This is a genomic window from Variovorax sp. P4_B10, assembly GCF_056402375.1.
In genome coordinates this window covers 51,600-73,129 of the sequence record NZ_JBFUHN010000007.1, presented here as the reverse complement: position 1 = coordinate 73,129, position 21,530 = coordinate 51,600, and the positions used below count along the sequence as shown (strand labels likewise).

Annotated in this window: 21 protein-coding genes; 7 read left to right on the top strand and 14 right to left on the bottom strand. The window is 68.8% G+C overall.

The features are described 5' to 3' along the window. Positions 1–37: 37 nt before the first annotated feature. The 3 genes from mreC to mrdA all read left to right on the top strand — a co-directional run bounded on the left by mreC (position 38) and on the right by mrdA (position 3,656). Positions 38–997: a rod shape-determining protein MreC gene (gene mreC / locus AC1DXX_RS05690; protein WP_478133195.1), complete on the top strand. Its 960-nt coding sequence runs from the start codon at positions 38–40 to the stop codon at positions 995–997. Next, the gene (gene mreD, locus AC1DXX_RS05685; RefSeq protein ID WP_478133194.1) at positions 994–1,515 is read left to right on the top strand and encodes a rod shape-determining protein MreD; all 522 of its coding nucleotides are present in this window, start codon (positions 994–996) and stop codon (positions 1,513–1,515) included. The genes mreC and mreD overlap by 4 nt, the downstream gene beginning before the upstream one ends. Positions 1,516–1,691: 176 nt before the next feature. Then, positions 1,692–3,656, top strand: a complete 1,965-nt coding sequence (mrdA, locus tag AC1DXX_RS05680) for a penicillin-binding protein 2 (protein WP_478133193.1) — start codon at positions 1,692–1,694, stop codon at positions 3,654–3,656. Between the two features lie 47 nt (positions 3,657–3,703). Here mrdA and fahA read toward each other — a convergent pair whose 3' ends face one another. From fahA to AC1DXX_RS05650, 6 genes are read right to left on the bottom strand one after another with little or no spacing between them, the layout of a single operon-like run. Beyond that, positions 3,704–4,972, bottom strand: coding sequence for a fumarylacetoacetase (gene fahA, locus AC1DXX_RS05675; protein WP_478133192.1), 1,269 nt, complete (start codon positions 4,970–4,972; stop codon positions 3,704–3,706). Positions 4,973–4,994: 22 nt separating this feature from the next. Further along, positions 4,995–5,969, bottom strand: a complete 975-nt coding sequence (locus AC1DXX_RS05670; protein WP_478133191.1) for a Bug family tripartite tricarboxylate transporter substrate binding protein — start codon at positions 5,967–5,969, stop codon at positions 4,995–4,997. After that, on the bottom strand, positions 5,966–7,273 hold the full coding sequence (hmgA, locus tag AC1DXX_RS05665; protein ID WP_478133190.1) for a homogentisate 1,2-dioxygenase: 1,308 nt from the start codon (positions 7,271–7,273) through the stop codon (positions 5,966–5,968). The genes AC1DXX_RS05670 and hmgA overlap by 4 nt, the downstream gene beginning before the upstream one ends. A gap of 44 nt (positions 7,274–7,317) precedes the next feature. Next, positions 7,318–7,512, bottom strand: coding sequence for a DUF2783 domain-containing protein (locus AC1DXX_RS05660; protein WP_478133260.1), 195 nt, complete (start codon positions 7,510–7,512; stop codon positions 7,318–7,320). A gap of 5 nt (positions 7,513–7,517) precedes the next feature. Continuing rightward, positions 7,518–9,155 (bottom strand): FAD-dependent oxidoreductase, encoded by a 1,638-nt coding sequence (locus AC1DXX_RS05655; protein WP_478133189.1) that lies wholly within the window; start codon positions 9,153–9,155, stop codon positions 7,518–7,520. 59 nt (positions 9,156–9,214) lie between these two features. Next, positions 9,215–10,174, bottom strand: a complete 960-nt coding sequence (locus tag AC1DXX_RS05650) for an MBL fold metallo-hydrolase (protein WP_478133188.1) — start codon at positions 10,172–10,174, stop codon at positions 9,215–9,217. 136 nt (positions 10,175–10,310) lie between these two features. Between AC1DXX_RS05650 and AC1DXX_RS05645 the strand changes: the two genes are divergently transcribed. Further along, entirely contained in the window at positions 10,311–11,192 is an 882-nt protein-coding gene (locus AC1DXX_RS05645) for an IclR family transcriptional regulator (RefSeq protein WP_478133187.1), read from the top strand. Continuing rightward, positions 11,189–11,950, top strand: coding sequence for an SIR2 family NAD-dependent protein deacylase (locus tag AC1DXX_RS05640; protein WP_478133186.1), 762 nt, complete (start codon positions 11,189–11,191; stop codon positions 11,948–11,950). Before AC1DXX_RS05645 ends, AC1DXX_RS05640 begins: the two co-directional genes overlap by 4 nt. Here the strand turns inward: AC1DXX_RS05640 and AC1DXX_RS05635 are convergent. From AC1DXX_RS05635 to AC1DXX_RS05605, 7 genes are all read right to left on the bottom strand, one after another. Then, complete coding sequence (locus tag AC1DXX_RS05635; protein WP_478133185.1) at positions 11,947–12,471, bottom strand: GFA family protein; 525 nt, start codon at positions 12,469–12,471, stop codon at positions 11,947–11,949. The genes AC1DXX_RS05640 and AC1DXX_RS05635 overlap by 4 nt on opposite strands. A gap of 15 nt (positions 12,472–12,486) precedes the next feature. Next, entirely contained in the window at positions 12,487–12,708 is a 222-nt protein-coding gene (locus tag AC1DXX_RS05630; protein WP_478133184.1) for a hypothetical protein, read from the bottom strand. A 49-nt stretch (positions 12,709–12,757) separates the two neighbouring features. Further along, positions 12,758–13,426 (bottom strand): ABC-type transport auxiliary lipoprotein family protein, encoded by a 669-nt coding sequence (locus AC1DXX_RS05625; protein ID WP_478133183.1) that lies wholly within the window; start codon positions 13,424–13,426, stop codon positions 12,758–12,760. Between the two features lie 5 nt (positions 13,427–13,431). Beyond that, complete coding sequence (locus AC1DXX_RS05620; RefSeq protein WP_478133182.1) at positions 13,432–14,394, bottom strand: MlaD family protein; 963 nt, start codon at positions 14,392–14,394, stop codon at positions 13,432–13,434. A gap of 14 nt (positions 14,395–14,408) precedes the next feature. Next, positions 14,409–15,245, bottom strand: coding sequence for an ABC transporter ATP-binding protein (locus tag AC1DXX_RS05615; RefSeq protein ID WP_478133181.1), 837 nt, complete (start codon positions 15,243–15,245; stop codon positions 14,409–14,411). Beyond that, positions 15,242–16,408, bottom strand: coding sequence for an MlaE family ABC transporter permease (locus tag AC1DXX_RS05610; protein ID WP_478133180.1), 1,167 nt, complete (start codon positions 16,406–16,408; stop codon positions 15,242–15,244). Before AC1DXX_RS05610 ends, AC1DXX_RS05615 begins: the two co-directional genes overlap by 4 nt. Positions 16,409–16,605: 197 nt before the next feature. Next, entirely contained in the window at positions 16,606–17,514 is a 909-nt protein-coding gene (locus AC1DXX_RS05605) for a LysR family transcriptional regulator (protein WP_478133179.1), read from the bottom strand. An 86-nt stretch (positions 17,515–17,600) separates the two neighbouring features. On the opposite strand from AC1DXX_RS05605, the gene AC1DXX_RS05600 reads away from it, so the two are divergent. Together AC1DXX_RS05600 and AC1DXX_RS05595 are read left to right on the top strand one after the other, a co-directional pair. Further along, the gene (locus tag AC1DXX_RS05600; protein WP_478133178.1) at positions 17,601–19,118 is read left to right on the top strand and encodes a CoA-acylating methylmalonate-semialdehyde dehydrogenase; all 1,518 of its coding nucleotides are present in this window, start codon (positions 17,601–17,603) and stop codon (positions 19,116–19,118) included. Positions 19,119–19,182: 64 nt separating this feature from the next. Continuing rightward, positions 19,183–20,814, top strand: coding sequence for a GMC family oxidoreductase (locus AC1DXX_RS05595; protein ID WP_478133177.1), 1,632 nt, complete (start codon positions 19,183–19,185; stop codon positions 20,812–20,814). A 1-nt stretch (position 20,815) separates the two neighbouring features. On the opposite strand, the gene tetR is transcribed toward AC1DXX_RS05595, so the two are convergent. After that, complete coding sequence (tetR, locus tag AC1DXX_RS05590; RefSeq protein ID WP_478133176.1) at positions 20,816–21,487, bottom strand: tetracycline resistance transcriptional repressor TetR; 672 nt, start codon at positions 21,485–21,487, stop codon at positions 20,816–20,818. Positions 21,488–21,530 lie beyond the last annotated feature (43 nt).

Sequence of the window (21,530 nt, the reverse complement as noted above, 5' to 3'; positions counted from 1 at the left end):
TGTTATTTGATGCAGCACTACCGCCAGGTCTGAATTCATGCCTCTGGGCACGCTCGATCGCACAGCGCCACCCCTGTTCAACCAGGGGCAGTCGGCACTCAGCAAGCTGATCTTCTTCGGCGCGCTGGCCCTGTTTCTCATGGTGGCCGATGCGCGCTTTCATCTCGTGCAGCCGATCCGCACGACCATCGGCGCGGTGCTCTACCCGGTGCAATGGGTGGCGCTCAAGCCGGTGCAGGCCGTGCTCGGCGGCGGCCGCTATCTCGAAGACCTGCAGACCGCCCAGCGCAACGAAGCCGACGCCCGCAAGGCGCTGATGATGCAGGCCGAGCGCGCGAGCCAGGCCGACACGCTGGCACAGGACAACGCACGCCTGCGCGAGCTGCTCGAACTGCGCCAGACCACGACCACGCCGGGCCGCGCGGCCGAGGTGCTCTACGACGCGGCCGACCCCTACACCCGCAAGATCGTCATCGACCAGGGCCTGGCGCAGGGCGTGGCGCCGGGCTCGCCGGTGATCGACGCGCGCGGCGTGCTCGGCCAGGTCACGCAGGTGCTGCCTTTCACGAGCGAAGTCACGCTGGTGATCGACCGCGACCTGGCGATCCCCGTGCAGAACACCCGCACCGGCGTGCGCAGCGTGGCCTTCGGCGACGCATCGGCCCACGGCAGCGGCCTGGAGCTGCGTTTCATGGCCGCCAATGCCGACCTGCAGGAGGGCGACCTGCTCTCCACCAGCGGCGTCGACGGCATCTATCCGGCCGGCCTGCCGGTCGCGAAGATCGAACGCATCGAGCGGCGTGCCGATTCGGCCTTTGCCCGCATCTACTGCGTGCCGTTCGCCCGCGTGACCGCCGCGCGCTACGTGCTGGTGCTCGCGCCCACCGGTGCCCCGACGGCACCGCCCGCCGCGCCGGCGGCCGCGCAGCGCAAGCGGCCCGAGGGCAAGCCCGGCGCGGGCAAGAACGAGAAAAAACCCGCGGGAGGCACGCGATGATCAAGCGCCCCGGCCAGCAGCAGCTCTTGCTGCCCGTCAGCCCGCTCTTCATGTGGTCCAGCCTCATCGTGGCGCTGCTGATCAACATGATCCCCATCGGTCGCGCCGCCTGGATGCCCGACCTGCTGGCACTGGTGATCGTGTTCTGGGGCGTGCACCAGCCCTCGCGCGTGGGCATCGGCGCGGCCTTCGTCTTCGGCCTGTGCATGGACGTGCACCAGGCCTCCATGCTGGGCCAGCATGCGCTGTCCTATACGACGCTGGGCTTCTTCGCGATCATGATCCACCGGCGCCTGCTCTGGTATCCGGTGGCGTCGCAGGCGCTGCAGGTGCTGCCGCTCTTCGCGCTGTCGCAGTTGGTCGAGGTCATCACGCGGATGATCGGCGGCGGCGTGTTCCCGGGCTGGACAGTGCTGATCTCGCCGGCCATCGAGGCCGCGCTCTGGCCCCTGGTCACAGCCCTTTTGCTGGCCCCTCAACTCCGCACCCCGGAACCCGACGAGAACCGCCCGCTATGAGCTCGCCCCCAGGCTTCGCGCACTTCGTGTCGCTGTGCCCACCCCCTCGCCGGGGGCAACACCAGCGGCCGGGCAAAGCCCGTTCCGCTGTGTCCTGCGACGGATCTGCGCCGCTTTTGTACGGCTATGGGCCCGCATTTGCCATTGCGCCTGCACGCGCCTAAGCTCCCGCCGCCATGACCGAAATCCGCAATGTCGCCGCCGACCTCGCACGCTTCAAGCGCCGGGTGATCGTGATCGGCCTTGCGGTGCTTTTTGCCTTCAGCTTGCTGAGTGCGCGGCTGGTCTACCTGCAGGTCACGCGCCATGAAGACCTGGCCGAGCAGGCCGAGAGCAACCGGACGGCCATCGTGCCGGTGGTGCCCAACCGGGGCCTGATCCTCGATCGCAACGGCATCGTGCTGGCCTCGAACTACTCGGCCTACACGCTGGAAATCACGCCTTCGAAGGTCGGCGATGTCGAGGAGACCATCGACAGCCTGACGCAGGTGCTCGAAGTCACGCCGCGCGACCGCCGCCGCTTCAAGCGCCTGCGCGAGGACTCGCGCAGCTTCGATTCCATTCCCATCCGCACCCGCCTGAGCGACGAAGAGGTCGCGCGCTTCGCGGCCCAGCGCTACCGCTTCCCGGGCGTGGAGATCAAGGCGCGCCTGTTCCGCAACTACCCCCACGCCGAACTCGCTTCGCATGTGCTCGGCTACATCGGCCGCATCAACCAGCGCGAGAAGGCCGCGATGGAAGACTGGGACGAGGACGAGCAGGCCAACTACAAGGGCACCGACTACATCGGCAAGCTCGGCATCGAGCAGAGCTACGAGAAGACGCTGCACGGCCAGACCGGCGTCGAGCAGATGGAAACCTCCGCCGGCGGCCGCGCAGTGCGCCGGCTCGCGAGCCATCCGGCCACGCCGGGCAACACGGTGATGCTGTCGCTCGACATCAAGCTGCAGAAGCTGGTGGAAGACATGTTCGGCGACCGCCGCGGTGCGCTGGTGGCCATCGATCCCAAGACCGGCGAAGTGCTGGCCTTCGTGAGCAAGCCCACCTTCGATCCCAACCTGTTCGTCGAAGGCATCGACACCGAAAGCTGGGCGGCGCTGACCGAATCGCTCGACAAGCCACTGCTGAACCGCGCGCTGCGCGGCACCTACCCGCCCGGTTCGACCTACAAGCCGTTCATGGCGCTGGCCGCGCTGCAGACCGGCAAGCGCGGGCCCAGCGTGGTGATCAACGACCCCGGCTACTTCAACTTCGGCGGCCATCGCTTCGGCAGTCCCGAGGGCAACATCGGCGGCGTCGACATGCGCCGCTCGATCCAGCTGTCGAGCAACATCTACTACTACTCGCTGGCCAACGAGATGGGTGTGGACGTGATCCATGACGCCATGAAGCCGTTGGGCTTCGGCCAGATCACCGGCATCGACCTGGGCGGCGAGGTGCGCGGCGTGCTGCCGAGCACCGAGTGGAAGCGCAATGCCTACAAGCGGCCCGAGCAGAAGAAGTGGTATGCGGGCGAGACCATCTCGCTCGGCATCGGCCAGGGCTACAACGCCTTCACGATGCTGCAGCTCGCGCAGGCCACGGCCATCGTGGCCGATGGCGGCCTGAAGCACAAGCCGCACCTCGTGCTGGCCACGCGCAACACGGTGAGCGGGCAGGTGGTGCCGCTGCCGCAGCCTCCGGCGGAAAACCTCGGCTTCACGGCGGCCAACGTCGCGGTGGTCCGCGAGGGCCTGATCAGCGTGGTCACCAGCGGCACCGCGCGCGGCGTGTTCGCCGGCGCGGGCTACCAGGCGGCCGGCAAGACCGGCACGGCGCAGGCCGTGACGCAGGCGCAGAACACCAAGTACAACGCCCGCGCGCTCGAAGAGCACCAGCGCGACCACGCACTGTTCATGGCCTTCGCTCCGGCCAACGACCCGAAGATCGCCGTCGCGGTGATCGTCGAGAACGCGGGCTGGGGCGCAGGCGCCGCGGCACCCATTGCGCGCCGCGTGTTCGACTACTGGCTGATGGACCAGTACCCGAGTGAGGCCGACATGGCGGCCATCAAGATCGGCAAGGCGACCGCGCCGGTGGGCAAGCCGCGGGTGGCGAGCGAAGTGGCGTGGCCGGCTGCAGCCGCCGCACCCGCGCCCTGACAGTCTTTCTCCCTCTCCCTCTGGGAGAGGGGACAACACGGGAAGTCTCAGGCCGCCACTGTCCCGCTGACTTCGCCCAGTCCGATGCGCACAGCGCCCGCGCGCTCGCAGTAGCCGCGCATGACCAGCATGTCGCCATCTTCCAGGAAGGTGCGCTTCTCGCCATTGGGCAGCGTGATCGGCTGCTTGCCGCCCAGCGTGAGTTCCATCAGCGAACCGGCCTCGTCGGGCTTCGGCCCCGAGAGCGTGCCCGAGCCCAGCAGGTCGCCGGGCTGCAGGTTGCAGCCGTTGACGGTGTGGTGGGTGATGAGCTGCGCGGCGGTCCAGTAGCAGGCCTCGGTGGTGTTGCCGCGTGTGAGGCGCGCGGGTGCTTCACCGGCGGCGCGCATCTTCGCGGTCTGCAGCAGCACCTCGAGCGTGATGTCGAGCGCGCCGCTGTCGCGGTTCGACGCGGCATCGAGGTAGGGCAGCGGCTGCGGATCTTCCGCCGGCCGCTCGAATTTGGCCCGGAACGGCGCCAGCGCTTCCATCGACACGATCCACGGCGACAGCGTGCTTGCGAAATTCTTCGAGAGGAACGGGCCGAGCGGCTGGTACTCCCAGGCCTGCAGGTCGCGCGCCGACCAGTCGTTGAGCAGCGTCACGCCGAACAGGTGGTCTTCGGCTTCGCCGATGGCGATGGGCTCGCCGAGCGCGTTGCCGCGGCCGACGAGAAAACCCAGCTCCAGCTCGTAGTCGAGCCGCTTCGAGGGGCCGAAGCTCGGCGCGGCGGCGTCGGGTGCCTTGGTCTGGCCCTGCGGGCGCTTGAAGGTCTGGCCGCTCACGCCGATGGACGAGGCGCGGCCGTGGTAGCCGATGGGCACCCACTTGTAGTTGGGCATCAGCGGCTGGTCGGGGCGGAACAGCTTGCCGATGGTGGTCGCGTGGTGGATGCCGGTGTAGAAGTCGGTGTAGTCGCCGATGCGGCAGGGCACGGTCATTTCGGCCTTGGCCTGCGCAAGCAGCGCCTTCGACCACGCGGCCTGCCTGTCGCTGCCTTCGGCGAGGCCCGCCGAGATCGCGGCACGCAGGGCTTGCCGCTCCTTCACGCTCGCGTTCATCAGCGCATTCATGTCGTCGGTGTCGACCAGGCCGGCGGCCTTCAGGTCCAGCACCTGGTCGCCGATGGCGACGCCGATGCGAAAAGCCTCGCTGCTGCCCGCGGCGCGAAAGCGGCCGAAGGGCAGGTTCTGGATCGGGAAGTCGGCGCCGGTTTCGTTGGCCGAGGCGACCCAGCTGCGCAGCTTCGGGTCATGGGTGGCGTTCAGTGCGGTCATGGATGTCTTTCTGTGGATCTGTTCAATCGGCGGTCATGCCGGCCTTGCGCGCGACGTCGCCGAGGCGTTGGTATTCGGTTTGGGTGAGCGTGGCCAGCTCCTGCGCGGTCGAGCCGCGCGGCGAGAAGCCCGCCTGCTGCAGCTTGGCCTTCACGTCGGGCATGGCGAGCGCTTCGGCGAAGGCTTCGTTCAACGCCTTCACCACCGGTGCCGGCAGGTTCGCTGGGCCGTACACGCCGAACCACGGCTCCAGCGCATAGCCCTTGAGTCCGGCTTCGGCCATCGTCGGCACATCGGGCAGCGACGGCGAGCGCGTCGCGCCCGCCACCGCCAGTGCGCGCAGCTTGCCGCCCTGGATGTGCGGCAGCGACGCCGGCAGGTTGTCGAACATCACGCCGATGTTGTTGCCCAGCATGTCGGTGATGGCCGGGCCGCTGCCCTTGTAGGCCACGTGCACGAGCTCCGTGCCCGTCATCTGCGCGAACATCACGCCCGCGAGGTTCATCGAAGTGCCCGCGCCAGCCGTGGCGTAGGGCAGGCCGGGGGTCTTTTTCGCGGCCGCGATCAGGTCGGGCACCGACTTGATCGGCGAGACCGCGGGCACTTCGAGCACGATGGTCGAGGTGCCCAGCAGGCTGATCGCCGTGAAGTCGCGGCGCGGGTCGAAGGCCATCGACTTGTAGATGTGCGGGTTCAGCGCGTTGGTCGAGATCGCGCCGAAGCCGATGGTGTGGCCGTCGGGCGCGGCCTTGGCCACGGCATCCATGCCGATGTTGCCGCCCGCACCGCCGCGGTTGTCGATCAGCACCGGCTGGCCGAGCTTCTCCGAGACCTTCTGGCCCACGGTGCGCGCCACGAGATCGGTGGTGCCACCGGGCGCGTAGGGCACGATGAAGCGGATCGGCTTCGACGGAAAGTCCGCCGCGTGTGCGATGAACGGCGCGGCCAGCAGGGCGACGGCCGCTGCGCGGCGCGTGAGGGCGAAGGCTTTCTTCATGGCTTGAACTGGTCCTCGAGGCCGGCCCAGCAGTCCGCATAGTCGGTGTCGAGCGCCGGGCTCTTCAGCGCGAAGTTCGTCGGAATGAAGCGGTAGCGGCTCTCGAACATGAAGGCCAGCGTGTTGTCGAGCTTGTGCGGCTTGAGGTCGGCATGCGTGGCCTTGTCGAAGGCTTCCTCGTCGGGGCCGTGCGGCACCATGCAGTTGTGCAGGCTCGCGCCGCCGGGCTTGAAGCCGCCCGGCTTGGCGTCGTACTCGCCGAGCACCAGCCCCATGAACTCGCTCATGAGGTTGCGGTGGAACCACGGCGGGCGGAAGGTGTTCTCCATCACCATCCAGCGCGGCGGGAAGATCACGAAGTCGCAGTTGGCGGTGCCGGGCGTGTCGCTCGGCGAGGTCAGCACGGTGAAGATCGACGGATCGGGATGGTCGAAGCTGATCGAACCGATCACCATGAAGTTCGCCGTGTCGTACTTCACCGGCGCGAGGTTGCCGTGCCAGGCGACCACGTTGAAGGGCGACTGCTTCGTCGGCGCCTTCCAGAAGCGGCCGCCGAATTTCTTGACGAGTTCGTAGGCACCGCCGTCTTCCTCGAAGGCCGCCACGGGCGCCTGGAAATCGCGCGCGTTGGCCAGCCCGTTCGAGCCGATCGGGCCCAGCTCCGGCAGGCGGAAATGCGCGCCGTAGTTCTCGCAGACATAGCCGCGCGAGAGGCCGTCCGGCAATGCGACCTTGAAGACCATGCCGCGCGGCAGCACCGCGATTTCGCCCGGCTTCACGTCGAGCACGCCGAGCTCGGTGGTGATCACGAGGCGGCCCTGCTGCGGCACCACCAGCATCTCGCCGTCGGCGTTGACGAAGGCGCGGCGCTCCATCGAGCGGCCCGCGAGGTACATGAGCGAACCGATGCCGACCTGCGATTCGGCGTCGCCGTTGGCGGCGACGGTGTGCATGCCGTCGATGAAGTCGGCTTCCGCGGCGCCGGCCAGCGGCAGCGGATGCCAGCGCAGCGGCTCGGGCGGCAGCGCGATCTCGCGGTCGGCGCCGGTGGTCCAGTGCGGCTGTGCATGCGGCTGGTAGCGGCCCGACACCACCGAGGGCTGGCGGCGGTACAGCCAGGTGCGGCGGTTCTCGTGGCGCGGCGCGGTGAAGGCGGTGCCCGAGAGCAGCTCGGTGTAGAGGTCGAAGGGACCGCGCTGCGGGTTGCTGCGGCCCTGCGGCAGGGCGCCTGCAACGGCTTCGGAGGCGTATTCGTTGCCGAAGCCGCTTTGGTAGCGCCGATCGGTGGCGTTGGCGTTGGTCATGGTGTTCTCTTTCGAAAATCGCGACGAAGTTGGAATGCTTGGGGCTAGCTGCCGCGCGCGGCGTCGAAGGCTTCGCGCAGCACGGCGAGCGAGCCGATGTGGTTGGCCAGCACGAGCACGAGCCGCGCGTTGAAGGCGTGGCTCTCTTCGGTGGAGAGTCCTTGATGCGCCTCGATGAGCGCCTCGTAGAAATCGTCGGGGGCCTCGAGGTTCGGCGTGGTGATCAGTTGCTGTTGCATGGTGCTCATGCCTTTGCCAGTGCGTGGTCGATGGCGGCGCGGATGCTCGCTGCCGTGGGTTGCCGCCAGCGCGCGCACACGTGCTGGTCGGGTCGCAGCAGGTACACGGTACCGGGTTGCGCGTCGTAGCGCTGCATGGCGAGTTCGCCTTCGGGTGTTGCGGCTTCCACGCGCACGATGTGCAAGGGGAGGTCGCCGGCCTTCAGCGCCTGCAGGCTGCGTTCGGCCGCGTCGCCCTGGCCGAACACCAGCGCGGTGAACCGCGCCGCATGGCATTCGCGCAGCAGCCAGCCGGTGCTGCCGTCGGCCCGCACGGTCGGCGCATCGGCCGCCGCGGTGCCCGGCACCATCGCACCCTTGAACGCGTCGGTGTCGGGCGTGTTGAGCGGCGAGTCGCGCAGCACCGAGGGCACCGACAGCCGCCCGCTGTTGACCAGCGTGCGCGCGAAGGCATGGCGCTTCGTCAGCGTCAGCACCGCGTCGCGGAAGAGGCGGCTCACCTCGCTCTTGGGCGTGATGAAGTCGGTCGCGCGCGTGGAGTTGCGGATGTTCTCGTCGGCCGCGAACTCGCGCTCGCTGGCGTAGCTGTCGAGCAGCGCGTCGGGCGCCTCGCCCTGGAGCACGGCCGCGAGCTTCCATGCCAGGTTGTCGGCATCCTGCACGCCCGAGTTGGCGCCGCGCGCGCCGAAGGGCGACACGCCATGCGCCGAGTCGCCCGCGAACAGCACGCGGCCATGGCGGAAGTGCTCCATGCGCTGGCAGGCGAAGGTGTAGACGCTGGCCCAGCCGATCTGGAACTGCACCCCCTCGAAGCCGATGCTGTTGAGCAGCGCCCGCACGCGCGGCGTGATGTTCTCGGGCTTGCGCTCTTCCACCGGGTCGGCGTCCCAGCCGAGCTGGAAGTCGACCCGCCACATGCCGTCGGCCTGCTTGTGCAGCAGCACGCTCTGGCCGGGGTGGAACGAGGGGTCGAACCAGAAGCGGCGCTCCGTGGGGAGCTGCGCGTCCATCGTGATGTCGGCGATCAGGAAGCGGTCGCGGAACACGCGGCCCTTGGCTTCGAGGCCCAGCAGTTGGCGCAGGTTGGAGCGCGAGCCGTCGCAGGCGCCGACGTAGCCGGCCGACAGCCGGTAGTCGCCCTCGGGCGTCTCCACCGTGAGCACGGCGCCGTCGTCGCGCTGTTCGATGCCCGTCACCTTGTGGTTCCAGCGCAGGTCGATCAGCGGCAGCGCCGCGGCGCGTTCGACGAGGTAGCCCTCGACGTAGTACTGCTGCAGGTTGATGAAGGCCGGGCGCTCGTGGCCGGGTTCGGGCAGCAGGTCGAAGCGATAGACCTGCTCGTCATGGAAGAACACCTTGCCGACGTGCCACGACACGCCCTTGTCGACCATGCGGTCGCCGCAGCCGAGGCGGTCGAACACCTCGAGCGTGCGCTTGGCGAAGCAGATCGCGCGCGAGCCGCTGGAGAGGGTGTTGTCGTTGTCGAGCAGCACCACCGGAATCCGGTGCAGCGCGAGGTCGATGGCGAGCGTGAGGCCGACCGGGCCGGCGCCGACGATCACCACGGGGTGATGGGCAGGCGTGGCCGCGTCCTGGTCGGCGTGGCGTCGGTAGTCGAAGCGCAGGCTTTGGTAGTCGATCACGTATGTCTCCGTGTCTCTTGTGCTTTGCTCCTTCCCCTTTTGGGGGAGGGCGCCAGACCTCAGCCTTCCAGCGCCTTCCACATCTCGATGTCCCGTTCCGCCGTCCACACGCGCGGGTCTGCGTGGCCCGAGGCTTCGTCGTACGCACGGCTCACGTCGAACGGCATGCAGTGGTCGAAGATCACCCACTGGCTGTACTTGGGCTTGAGCCTGGCGTAGGTGTCCTTGTAGACGGTGTTCAGGTCGCGCCCGGCCTTCACGCCTTCCTGCACGCTCGCATAGACGTCGGAGATGAAGTTGCGTGTGCCGGTCAGGCCTTCGGCCACTTCGGCCGGCGTGGTGAGCGCGGCGCCGCGGCCCGGCACCAGCGCAGCGGGCTTGAGCGCGGCAATGTTGTCCAGCGTCTGCGGCCAGTCCTTGAAATAGGCGTCGCCCGCGTACGGCGTGGCGCCGAACTCCACCAGGTCGCCCGACAGCAGCGTGCGCTCCTGCGGCAGCCAGACGACCGTGTCGCCCTTGGTGTGGCCGCGGCCCAGCTGGATCAGTTGCACCTCGAGCTTGCCGAGCCACAGCGTCATCCTGCCGGTGAAGGTCATGGTGGGCCAGGTCAGGCCGGGGGGCACGGTTTCGACGTTCTGGAACAGGCGCGGGAAGCGGCCGATTTCGCTGGCCTTGTCGGCCTCGCCGCGCTCCACAATCAGGTCGCGCGTGTCCTGGCTGGCCAGGATGTGTTGGGCGCCGTAGCCGGCCGCGCCCAGCACGCGCACCGCGTGGTAATGCGTGAGCACCACGTACTTGATGGGCTTGTCGGTCACTTCGCGGATGCGGCGCACCACGTCGGCCGCCATGGCGGGCGTGGCCTGGGTGTCGGCCACCAGCACAGAGGCGTCGCCGATCACGATGCCGGTGTTCGGGTCGCCCTCGGCGGTATAGGCCCAGGCGTGTTCCGAGATCTGGCTGAAGGTGATCTTCTTCTCTTCCATGTCGGCCTGGCTGGCGAACTTCTTGGCTTGGCTCATCGGGTGTCTCCGGTCTGTGTGGGTGGAAGGAAATTCGTTTAAGGCGAACGAATTCGCGGATAACGAATTTCCGAAGTGTAAGCCGTGGATCAGTTAATGTCTAATCCCTTCTTCATGAACGAACGATCGGCAGGCCGTGACCAAGGAATCCAGCGACACCCCTGACACCGACCGCGCCGCCCAGCGCGGCATCCAGAGCATCGAGGTCGGTGGCCAGTTGCTGCGCGCGCTGGTGCACCACGGCCGGCCGATGGCGCTGAAAGACCTGGCGCGCGAAGCCGACATGACGGCCGCCAAGGCCCATCCCTACATGGTGAGCTTCGGGCGGCTCGGGCTGATCGAGCAGGACCGCGCCAGCGGCCACTATCTGCTCGGACCGCTGGCCTTGCAACTGGGGCTCATCAGCCTGCAGCAGGCCGATCCGGTGCACATCGCCACCCCGCTGATCGGCGCGCTGGCGCAGCAGACCGGCCACACGGTGGCGCTGGCGGTGTGGGGCGCGCGCGGCGCGACCATCGTCCGCACCGCCGAGTCGCCGTCGCCGGTGCATGTGAACATGCGGCACGGCACGGTGTTCTCGCTCACCAACACGGCCTCGGGCCGCGTCTTTGCGGCGTACCTCGATGCCGGGGTGGTGCGGCAGCTGCTCGAGGAAGAGCGCCAGCGCCAGAAGCAGCGCAAGGGCGCCGCCGAGCCCGCCCCGCCCGCCGGCATGCCGCCGGTGCAGCCGCTGCCGTCGTGGAGCGACTTCGAGCGCCAGCTCGAGGAAGTGCGCGAACACGGCATCAGCCGCTCCGACGGCGAGGTGATCGAGGGCGTGAGCGCCATGGCCGCGCCGGTGTTCGACCACACCGGCGCCATCGTGCTGGCCGTGACCGCCATCGGCCCGGCCGGCATCTTCCAGACAGCGTGGGACGGGGACATCTCGCGCGCACTCAAGGCCTGCGCGGGCACCGTGTCGCAACGGCTCGGCGCCACCGCCGCGGGGCCTTCCGATCTTCGAAAACCAGAGCGATGACGCGACCCCTCACGACCGAAACGACATCTCCTTCTTCTGCTCCTCTCGAATCGGCCATTGCGCTGCTGCGCGCCGCCCGGCGCATCGTCGTTTTCTCCGGCGCCGGGTTGTCCCGGGCCTCGGGCATCCCGACCTACCGCGACACGGACGGCCTGTGGAAGCGCCAGAGCGCCCTGCAGTTCTCCCATGCCGAAGACCTGAAGCGCGACCCTTCCGGCTTCGTGAAGTTCTGGGGCCAGCGCGTGTCGGTCGTCGAGTCGGCCGCGCCCAATCCAGGACACGAGGCGCTCGCACGGTTGCAACGGCTGCGCCCCGCGACGCGCCTGGTCACGCAGAACGTCGACGGCCTGCTGACCCAGGCGGGCGGGCTCGACGTGCTCGAACTCCACGGCTCGCTGCGCCGCTGGCGCTGCGACCGCTGCGGCAACCGCAGCGGCCCCTGGCCGTTCCACCGCTGCCTGCGCTGCGGCGCGCGTGCGCGGCCCGACGTGGTGATGTTCGGCGAGATGCTGAACCCTGGCGTGCTGCTCGAAGCCCAGGTGGCCGCGAAGGAGTCCGACCTCTTCATGGTGGTCGGCAGCACGACCGTCGTCTACCCAGCGGCCGAGCTCCCCGAACTGGCGATGGCGCACGGCAGCCGGCTCGTCACGCTCAACATGGAGCCGCTACCGCACCTGGACGACGCTGCCTCGGTGGTGTTGCGCGGCGCTTCGGAAGACCTGTTGCCGCAGCTGCTGGCGGGGCTGGCGAGCGCCTAGCCTCGCAGCCTGTCGCGCAGCGTGCGCCAGCGCGCGAGGCTCGCGGCCGGCCAGTGGTCCTTGCGGTCGTAGTACTCGGTCACCGCCGGGGCACCGGGCGGCAGCACCACCCACGGCTGCTTCGACATCGTGAAGATGTGCAGGTCCGGCGGCAGGCGGTCGGGTGTGTCGAGCGTGCCCACGCGCACGAAGCAGACGGCATCGCCGGCGCCTGCGTAGTTGCTCCACAGCGCAATGCGGCAGTGCGGACAGCGCGTGTACTTCTGGCCCCGTCCGCTGGCCGAGGGCGTCGGCACGACGTCGACCGTGCCTTGCAGCAACTGCAGGTGCTCGGGCTCGATCAGCGCATTGAGCGCAAAGGACGAGCCCGTTTCGCGCTGGCACCAGCGGCAGTGGCAGCAGTGCACGAAGAGGGGCGCGGCGGTCATGCGGTAGCGCACGGCGCCGCAGGTGCAGCCGCCGTCGAGTGGCGTGAAGGTGTTGCCGTCGGCGTTGCTGTCGCCGATGCCGGCGTCGGCCATGGCGGTGCGCCGGCCTCAGCCCTTCCTGCCGCCCAGCAGCACCAGCGCGCCGCCCACCACGATGGCGGCGACGCCGGCCCAGGCGGGGAAATTGACGGTCTGCTTCTCCTTCACCGAGAACTCCAGCGGGCCGAGCTTGGCCTGGTGCGTCTCCTTGGTGAAGCTGAAGCCGCCGAGGCCCAGCCCCGCGATGCCTGCCACGATCAGCAGGATGCCAACGATGCGTGTTGCGTTCATGGGGCGAGTCTCCTCGTGGTTGAAATGAGTGCGGCGTTCGGACGACAGCTTACTGCCGCGGTTGTTGTTGCAGCTGGTCCAGCCACTGCACGACCTCGGCCACTGCCGCGTCGCTGGCCGCGGCCAGCGCCCTCACGCCGCCGGGCGCGTCGGCGCTGGGTGCGGGGTGGCGCACCGTGAAGGTCTTCTGGCCCAGCACGCGGTCGCCGCCGGTGGCGCCGCGGATCAGCGTGGCGCGCAGGCGAACGAGGCCCACGCTGCTGCTCTGCGAATCGAAGTAGTGGCTGAACTCGTCGAGCGAAATGCGCAGGGTGTCGGGCACCTCGCCCTTGCTGCGCGCGATGGTTGCGCTTTCTTGCGGGCCGAGCACGGTGCGGCGCTCGGCGAGCGCGTCGCGCAGCCGCTGGCGCAGCAGCTGCGCGGGGGGCTGGCTCCAGCGCGACTGGCCGTAGGGCCGCAGTTCGTTGGCGTCCGCGTAGCCGAGGCGGTAGAGGATCTGCGTGCCGTCGAGGCGGGTGTTGCTGTCGAACTCGGCCAGGGCCAGCGTGGGCAAGGCGGCTGCGGCTGGCGCCGCCGCGGGTGCCGTCGCGGCGAGCCCGGGGCCGAAGTCGTACAGCGTCGAACGCACAGGCTTGTCCGGCAGCGCGCCGCAGCCGGCGACCAGCAGCGCGAAGCCGAGGCCCGCGAGGGTTGCAGCAAGGGAGTGGGTCGTCTTCATGCTCATCACCTTCCAGGGCGCGCGGCGGGCGCGGAGAAACCGGGCTCGCCCGGACCCGCGGCGGTACCGCCGCTGCCGAACAGCAGCGATTGCGGGTTGTCGTTGATGCTGTCGGCCGCGCGGCCCAGGCGGCGCACCGCTTGCGAGGTGTCGTCGGCCACGCGGTTCACGCGCGGCAGGGTGGCCGCGTTGAACGAATCGACCGCCTGCGCCAGTGCCTTGGTGCCGTCGCTCAGGCGCTCGACCGGACCGTCGGACGCATTGAGCCGGCCCACGGTGGTGTTGAAGTTGTTGGCCACGCGCGAGACGTCGCCGGCCGCCTTCTTCACCGAGGCCATCGTGTCCGGCAGCTTTGTCAGTGCCGGGTTCAAGCCGGTCTTCACCGTGTCGTCGAGGGTCTTGAGCAGCGTGTTGGCGCTGGCCGAGGCGGCCGCGATGTTCTCGAGCGCATCGGCCGCGCGCTTCTGGTTGGGGTCGCTCAGCAGTTGGTTGGCGCGCTTCGTCACTTCCTCGACCTGGTTGATGATGGCCTCGCCGCGGTCCTGCAGCTGGGCGAGCATCGAGGGCTTGAGCGGAATGCGCGGCGGGTCGTCGTCGTTCGGCTTGAGTGCGACATTCGATTCGCCCTTGTCGTCCAGCGCGATGAAGGCCAGCCCCGTCACGCCCTGGTAGCTCAGCGTGGCGAAGCTCGAGGTGGTGAGCGGCACGCGCTGGTCGACCGTGATGCGAACGCGCACGTTGCCCTTCACCTTGGGGTCGAAGTCGATCGACGCCACCTTGCCGACCGCGATGCCGCGGTAGCGCACCATGGCCTGCGGCTGCAGGCCGCTGACCGCGTCGCGCGTGGAGAGTTCGTAGACGTTGCGCACGGTGTTGTCGCGCGTGAACCAGATCACCAGCCCCACGAGCGCGGCGATGAGGCCGAGCACGAAGGCGCCGGCGGCGAGGGCATGGGCTTTGTTTTCCATGGTGTGGCTACCTTTCAACGGCCCGCGCCGGTGGGCCGCGGTGCTGTTTCAACGGGTTTCTCATGCAGAGCCTCCAGGGCGCGCTGGCCGCGCCCTCCGAGAAAGTATTCGTGAATGAACGGATGCGGGTAGGCGATGACCTCGCGTGCCGTGCCGCTGACGATGACTTTGTGGTCGGCCAGCACCGCGATGCGGGTGCTCAGGTCGAACAGCGTGTCGAGGTCGTGGGTGACCATCACCACCGTCAGGCCCAGCTCGCGGTGCAGGCCGCGCAGCAGGTTGCAGAAGCTGTCCGAGGCCTCGGGGTCGAGGCCGGCCGTGGGCTCGTCGAGCAGCAGGAGCGGCGGGTCCATGATGAGCGCGCGCGCCAGCGCCACGCGCTTGATCATGCCGCCCGACAGGTCCGCAGGGCTCATGTTGGCGTGCCGGGGTTCGAGGCCCACCATCTGCAGTTTCACGAGCGCCGCATGGAGGATGAGGTCGTTGGGCAGCAGCTTCAGCTCGCGCAGCGGAAAGGCGATGTTCTCCAGCACGCTGAAGGCCGAAAACAGCGCGCCGTGCTGGAACAGCATGCCCACGTTGGCGGCGCCGGTGGCGCTGAGTTCACCGGGCGGCTGGCCCAGCACCTCGACCGCGCCGCGCGTCGGCTTCTCGAGCCCGAGGATCTGGCGCAGCAGCACCGTCTTGCCGGTGCCCGAGCCGCCGACCAGCGAGAGCACCTCGCCGCGGTCGAGGTGCAGGTCGAGGTCGCGGTGGACCACCTGCTCCTCGCCGTCGGCGTTCTTGAACACCGTCCAGAGCTTGCGGATGTCCACCACGGTGGTCGTGTCGGGGCGGGCGGGCATGTTCATCCCCGGAACCCGATGCCCTTGAAGAGCACTGCGAACAGCGCGTCGACCAGGATCACCGCGGTGATCGAGGTCACGACCGACGAGGTGGTGCCGCGCCCCAGGCTCTCGGTGTTGGGCTTGACCTTCATGCCGAAGTAGCAGCCGATCAGCGCGATCAGGATGCCGAACACCGCCGACTTGGCCAACGCGAGCCACAGGTTCGCGATCGGCACCGCGCGCGGCAGCGCCGAGAGAAAGTAGGACGGCGAGATGTCGAGCGCCGCGTCGGCCGCGAGCATGCCGCCCAGGAGCGCCGCCATCGAGGTCCAGAGGCTGATCAGCGGCATCGCGATGGCCAGCGCCAGCACGCGCGGCATCACGAGCCGGAAGCCGTGCGGGATGCCCATGACGCGCATCGCGTCGAGTTCTTCGGTCACCCGCATCACGCCGATCTGCGCGGTGATGGCCGAGCCCGAGCGCCCCGCGATCAGCACCGCGGCCAGCACCGGGCCGAGTTCGCGGACCAGCGAGAGCCCGAGGATGTTGACCACGAAGGCCTCGGCGCCGTACAGGCGCAGCTGCTGCGAGATGAGGTAGGCCAGCACCACGCCGATCAGCAGGCCGACCAGCGCGGTGATGTGCAGCGCCGTGGCGCCGAACTGATAGAGGTGCCCCGAAAAATCGCGCCACGGTCCGCGGTGCGGCGCACGAACGAGCGTGCAGACGTCGAGCGCGAGCTGGCCGATGAGCCCTATGAAGTCGCGTGCCGCGTACATCGCGCGCGGGCCGTTGTGCGAGAACTCCCGGACGCGGTCGGCCAGCGACTTCGGCGGTTCGTCCGGCGTGGCGACGGTGTACTGCGCCACCTGGTCGAGCACGGCCTTGTGCTGCGGCGCCATTTCCAGCGTGGCAGGCCATTCGTGGTGCCAGTGCTCCCACAGCAGCTGGGCGCCGATGTGGTCGAGCTGCTCGATCGGCCGCAGGTCCCAGGCGCGGTCGTCCGCGGGCGGAACGGCCTCCAGGCTTTTCGACAGCGCCTGCCAGGCGGGAAGCGACGACATGCCCAGCGCCGTCCAGCGGCCGCTGGCCACCGTCCATTGGCGGCCTTCCCGATCCTGCTGCGCGACACCCGGCAACGCGCTGTCGGCGGCTTGGGCGTCGGCAGTCGAGGTTGCGGAAGACATGGCGCGTGTGAGCAAGAAAGTAAACAGAAAATCGGGGTCAGGGAATGCGCGCATCGTAACCGGGTGCATCCGGCGGCCATGTGCTCCAGACCCCTCGTTTGCGTAGGGCGTTGCGCCGTTTTTTTCTCGGAATCCGATGTTTTTTTGGCCGGGGCCTGATCCTGCTTCCGATGCCTCGGCGGCTTTTCAGCTTTTCTTCAGTTCCAGGCCCTGGCCAGCGCGTCCCAGGCGCTCGCGATCACCGGCTCGTCGCGTCGCGCCGCCAGCGAGACAAAACGCAGCGCGCAGTCGAGCTGCACCCGGTCGGCCATCACGAGGCCGTGGGCCTGGCATTCGCGGATGGCGATGGAATCCCGCACCAGGCTCAGGCCGATGCCGGACTTCAGCAGGTCGAGCATCGAGGCCTCCTGGTCCACCAGCGCCACGCGCCGCGGCGAGAGGCCGAGCGGCGCGAACACCCGCTCCAGCAGCCGGTGGTGTGCCGATTCGGGCGGCGTTGCGAGCCAGGGCAGGGCGGCCAGCGCCTTCCAGTCGCGGCCCAGCACCTGCGGGCCCCAGCCGGCCGGCGCGACCACGCGGTAAGTGAAGCGGGTGAGCGTGCGGACCGAGAGCGGGGCGGATGTCGCCGTCTGGCTGTCCTCTCCCGGGTCCAGGTGAAAGCCCACGTCCAGCTCGCCGCGCTGCACCTGGGCCAGCACGCTGCCGCTCATGCCGTGGCGCAGCTCGGTCTCGATCTGCGGCGCGGCCTCGACCAGCTCGCGCAGGAACACGCCCAGTCGCGTGAACTCCGGATCGAGGATGGTGCCGATGCGCAGCGCCCCGCGCACCGTGCCCTGCAGTTTGCGCGCGGCCTGCTGCAGGTCGCCCACGGCAGCCAGCACCCGCTCGGCCTGCGGCAGCATCGCCGCGCCGTCGGCCGTGAGCGCCAGCCCGTGTGGCGTGCGCGTGAAGAGTTGCAGCCCGGTCTCCTCGGCAAAACGCTTGAGCTGCAGGCTCACCGCCGGCTGCGTGAGGTGCAGCCGTTCGGCGGCGCGCGACACGTTGCCTTCCCTCGCCGCGAGAACGAAGGCGCGCAAAATCTGCAGGTCCATGGCGGCGGTAGTCATATAAGGCTGCTTTATAAGCCCATGGCGTCGAAATCATTGGCCTTCCAGACGAGAACCGGGCCAAATTGCCTTCCGGAGACCTCACCATGTCCATGAATATCAGAAATATCGATCACCACATCGCCGGCCTGCCAGCCGCCAACACCTCGGGCCGCACGCAGGACGTGACGAACCCCGCCACCGGCGCCGTCACCGGCAAGGTGGGCCTGGCCGACGTGGCCCAGGTCTCGGCCGCCGTGGCCGCCGCGCAGGCCGCCTTCCCGGCCTGGGCCGACACGCCGCCGATCCGCCGGGCGCGCGTGATGTTCAAGTTTCTCGACCTGCTCAACCAGCACAAGGACGAGCTCGCGCACCTCATCACCGCCGAGCACGGCAAGGTCTTCACCGATGCGCAGGGCGAAGTCAGCCGCGGCATCGACATCGTCGAGTTCGCCTGCGGCATTCCGCAGCTGCTCAAGGGCGACTTCACCGACCAGGTGAGCACCGGCATCGACAACTGGACGCTGCGCCAGCCGCTCGGCGTGGTCGCCGGCATCACGCCCTTCAACTTCCCGGTGATGGTGCCGATGTGGATGTTCCCGGTGGCCATTGCCGCGGGCAACACCTTCGTGCTCAAGCCCAGCCCGACCGATCCGAGCCCGTCGCTGCGCATTGCCGAACTGTTCAAGCAGGCCGGGCTCCCCGACGGCGTGTTCAACGTCGTGCAGGGCGACAAGGCGGCGGTCGATGCGCTGCTCGAGCATCCCGACGTCAAGGCGATCAGCTTCGTCGGCTCCACGCCGATTGCCAACTACATCTACGAAACCGGCGCGCGCCACGGCAAGCGCGTGCAGGCCCTGGGCGGCGCGAAGAACCACATGGTGGTCATGCCCGACGCCGACATCGACCAGACGGTCGATGCGCTGATCGGCGCGGGCTACGGCTCGGCCGGCGAGCGCTGCATGGCGATCAGCGTCGCGGTGCTGGTGGGCGACGTGGCCGACAAGGTCATCCCCAAGCTCATCGAGCGCACGAAGACGCTCAAGGTGCTGAACGGCACCAACCTCGCGGCCGAGATGGGCCCGATCGTCACGCGCGCGGCGCACGAGCGCATCACCGGCTACATCGCGCAGGGCGAGAAGGAAGGCGCGAAGCTCTTGGTCGACGGCCGCGGCTTCAACGGCTCGGCTGCGGGCGAAGGCTGCGGCGATGGCTTCTGGATGGGCGGCACGCTGTTCGACCACGTCACGCCCGAGATGCGCATCTACAAGGAAGAGATCTTCGGCCCGGTGCTGAGCTGCGTGCGCGTGGAGAACTTCAAGGACGCGGTGGACCTCATCAACGCCCACGAGTTCGGCAATGGCGTGAGCTGCTTCACCCGCGACGGCAACGTGGCGCGCGAGTTCAGCCGCCGCATCCAGGTCGGCATGGTCGGCATCAACGTGCCGATCCCGGTGCCGATGGCTTGGCACGGCTTCGGCGGCTGGAAGAAGAGCCTGTTCGGCGACATGCACGCCTATGGCGAAGAGGGCGTGCGCTTCTATACCAAGCAGAAGTCGATCATGCAGCGCTGGCCGGAGAGCATCGGCAAAGGGGCGGAATTCGTCATGCCTACGGCCAAGTAAAGGCGGCGCCGCAGGTGCGGCGAGTCATTTCCGAAGAACAAAGAGAGACAACAAGCCAGCCGCCATGAGCGACACCACCTTCGACTACATCATCATCGGCGCCGGCACTGCCGGCTCGCTCATCGCCAACCGCCTGAGCGCCGACAAGACCAAGCGCGTGCTGCTCATCGAGGCCGGCCGCAAGGACGACTACCACTGGATCCACATCCCGGTCGGCTACCTCTATTGCATCGGCAACCCGCGCACCGACTGGCTCTACAACACCGAGCCCGATGCGGGCCTCAACGGCCGCACGCTGCGCTATCCGCGCGGCAAGACGCTGGGCGGCTGCTCGAGCATCAACGGCATGATCTACATGCGCGGCCAGTCGCGCGACTACGACCAGTGGGCCGAGCTCACCGGCGACGACAGCTGGCGCTGGCAGAACGTGCTGCCCGCCTTCAAGAAGCACGAGGACTTCTACCTCGGCGCCGACGAGATGCATGGCGCGGGCGGCGAATGGCGTGTCGAGAAGCAGCGTCTGCGCTGGGACATCCTCGATGCGTTCGCCGAAGCCGCGGTGCAGGCCGGCGTGCCGCACACCACCGACTTCAACCGCGGCAGCAACGAAGGCGTGGGCTACTTCCAGGTCAACCAGAAGAACGGCTGGCGCTGGAACACCGCCAAGGCCTTCCTGCGGCCTACTTGCTATGGCCGGCCCAACTTCGAACTGTGGACTGGCGCACAGGTCTCGCGCCTGCTGTTCGAGACACTGGAAGACGGCACCAAACGCTGCATCGGCGCCGAAGTGTGGAACGGCACCGAGATGGCCACCGCCCATGCCGAGCGCGAAGTGATCCTGAGCGCGGGCAGCATCGGCTCGCCGCAGATCCTGCAGCTCTCGGGCATCGGCCCGGCCGAGCTGCTGCGCCAGCACGGCATCGACGTGGTGCTCGATGCGCCCGGCGTCGGCGCCAACCTGCAGGACCACCTGCAGATCCGCGCGGTCTACAAGATCGAAGGCGCACCCACGCTCAACGTGCTGGCCTCGTCGATGGTCGGCAAGGCGAAGATCGGCCTCGAATACCTGTTCAAGCGCAGCGGCCCGATGAGCATGGCGCCTTCGCAGCTCGGCGCCTTCACGCGCAGCTCGCCCGAGCACGAATGGCCGAACCTCGAGTACCACGTGCAGCCGCTCTCGCTCGATGCCTTCGGCGATCCGCTGCACAGCTTTCCGGCCTTCACCGCGAGCGTGTGCAACCTCAACCCGACGAGCCGGGGCTCGGTGCGCATCAAGAGCAAGCGCTTCGAGGATGCACCGGCCATCGCGCCCAACTACCTGAGCACCGACGAAGACCGCAAGGTGGCGGCCGACTCGCTGCGCGTGACGCGCCGCATCGCCTCGCAGCCCGCGCTCGCCAAGTACAAGCCCGAAGAATGGAAGCCCGGCGTGCAGTACCAGACCGACGAAGACCTCGCGCGCCTGGCCGGCGACATCGCGACCACCATCTTCCACCCGGTCGGCACCACCAAGATGGGCGCGGACGGCGACCCGATGGCGGTGCTCGATGCGAAGCTGCGCGTGCGCGGCATCCAGGGCCTGCGCGTGGTGGATGCGGGCGCGATGCCCACCATCACGAGCGGCAACACGAACAGCCCCACGCTGATGATGGCCGAGAAGGCCGCGGGCTGGATCCTCGAAGAGAACGGGCGCTGATCTATCGGCGCGGCTTGGCGTCGCCTTTGGGTGTGGCGCGGCGGCGCGTCGCGGTGGCGGCGTCCGCCAGGCGCGCCTTCGCGCCTTCCAGCATGAGGTCCACGCCGATATCGAACATCGCATCGGGCCCGGCCTTGCGGTAGCTGGCGAATGCCTCGGCCAGCAGGGGGCGCGACGCTGCGGCGGCATCGAGCGTCTGCTGGCGCTGCGCCGCGTCGGGCGGCGCCGCCTGTTCCTCGAGCACGCAGCCCACGGTGTAGCGGCCCAGCGCGATCATCAGCGCCATGGCCTGCGTTGCCGGCATGCCCCGGCTGACCACGGCCGYGAGTTGTGCCTCCACCATCTCCAGGTCGCCCGGATCGGGCTCGCTGCCGGCATGCAGGCGCGCGCCGTCGCGCCGCGCCAGCAGCGCGCGGCGGAAGCTGCGCGCGTTCTCGCGCAGGAACGCGTCCCACGATTCGTCCGGCAGCGGCAGCCGGCGCTCGTGGGCGCGGCGCAGGATCTCGCCGTTCATCGCGTCGAGCAGCGCGCGCTTGTTCTTGAAATGCCAGTACAGCGCGGGCTGCTRCACGCCGAGCCGCTCGGCCAGCAGCCGGGTGCTGAGCTTGTCCATGCCGACCTCGTCGAGCAGCGCGAGGGCTGCCTCGAGGATCACTTCGTTGTCCAGTTTCATGCCGATGTCCGTGCCGATGCGTGGGGGTGCTTCACAGCTCGGA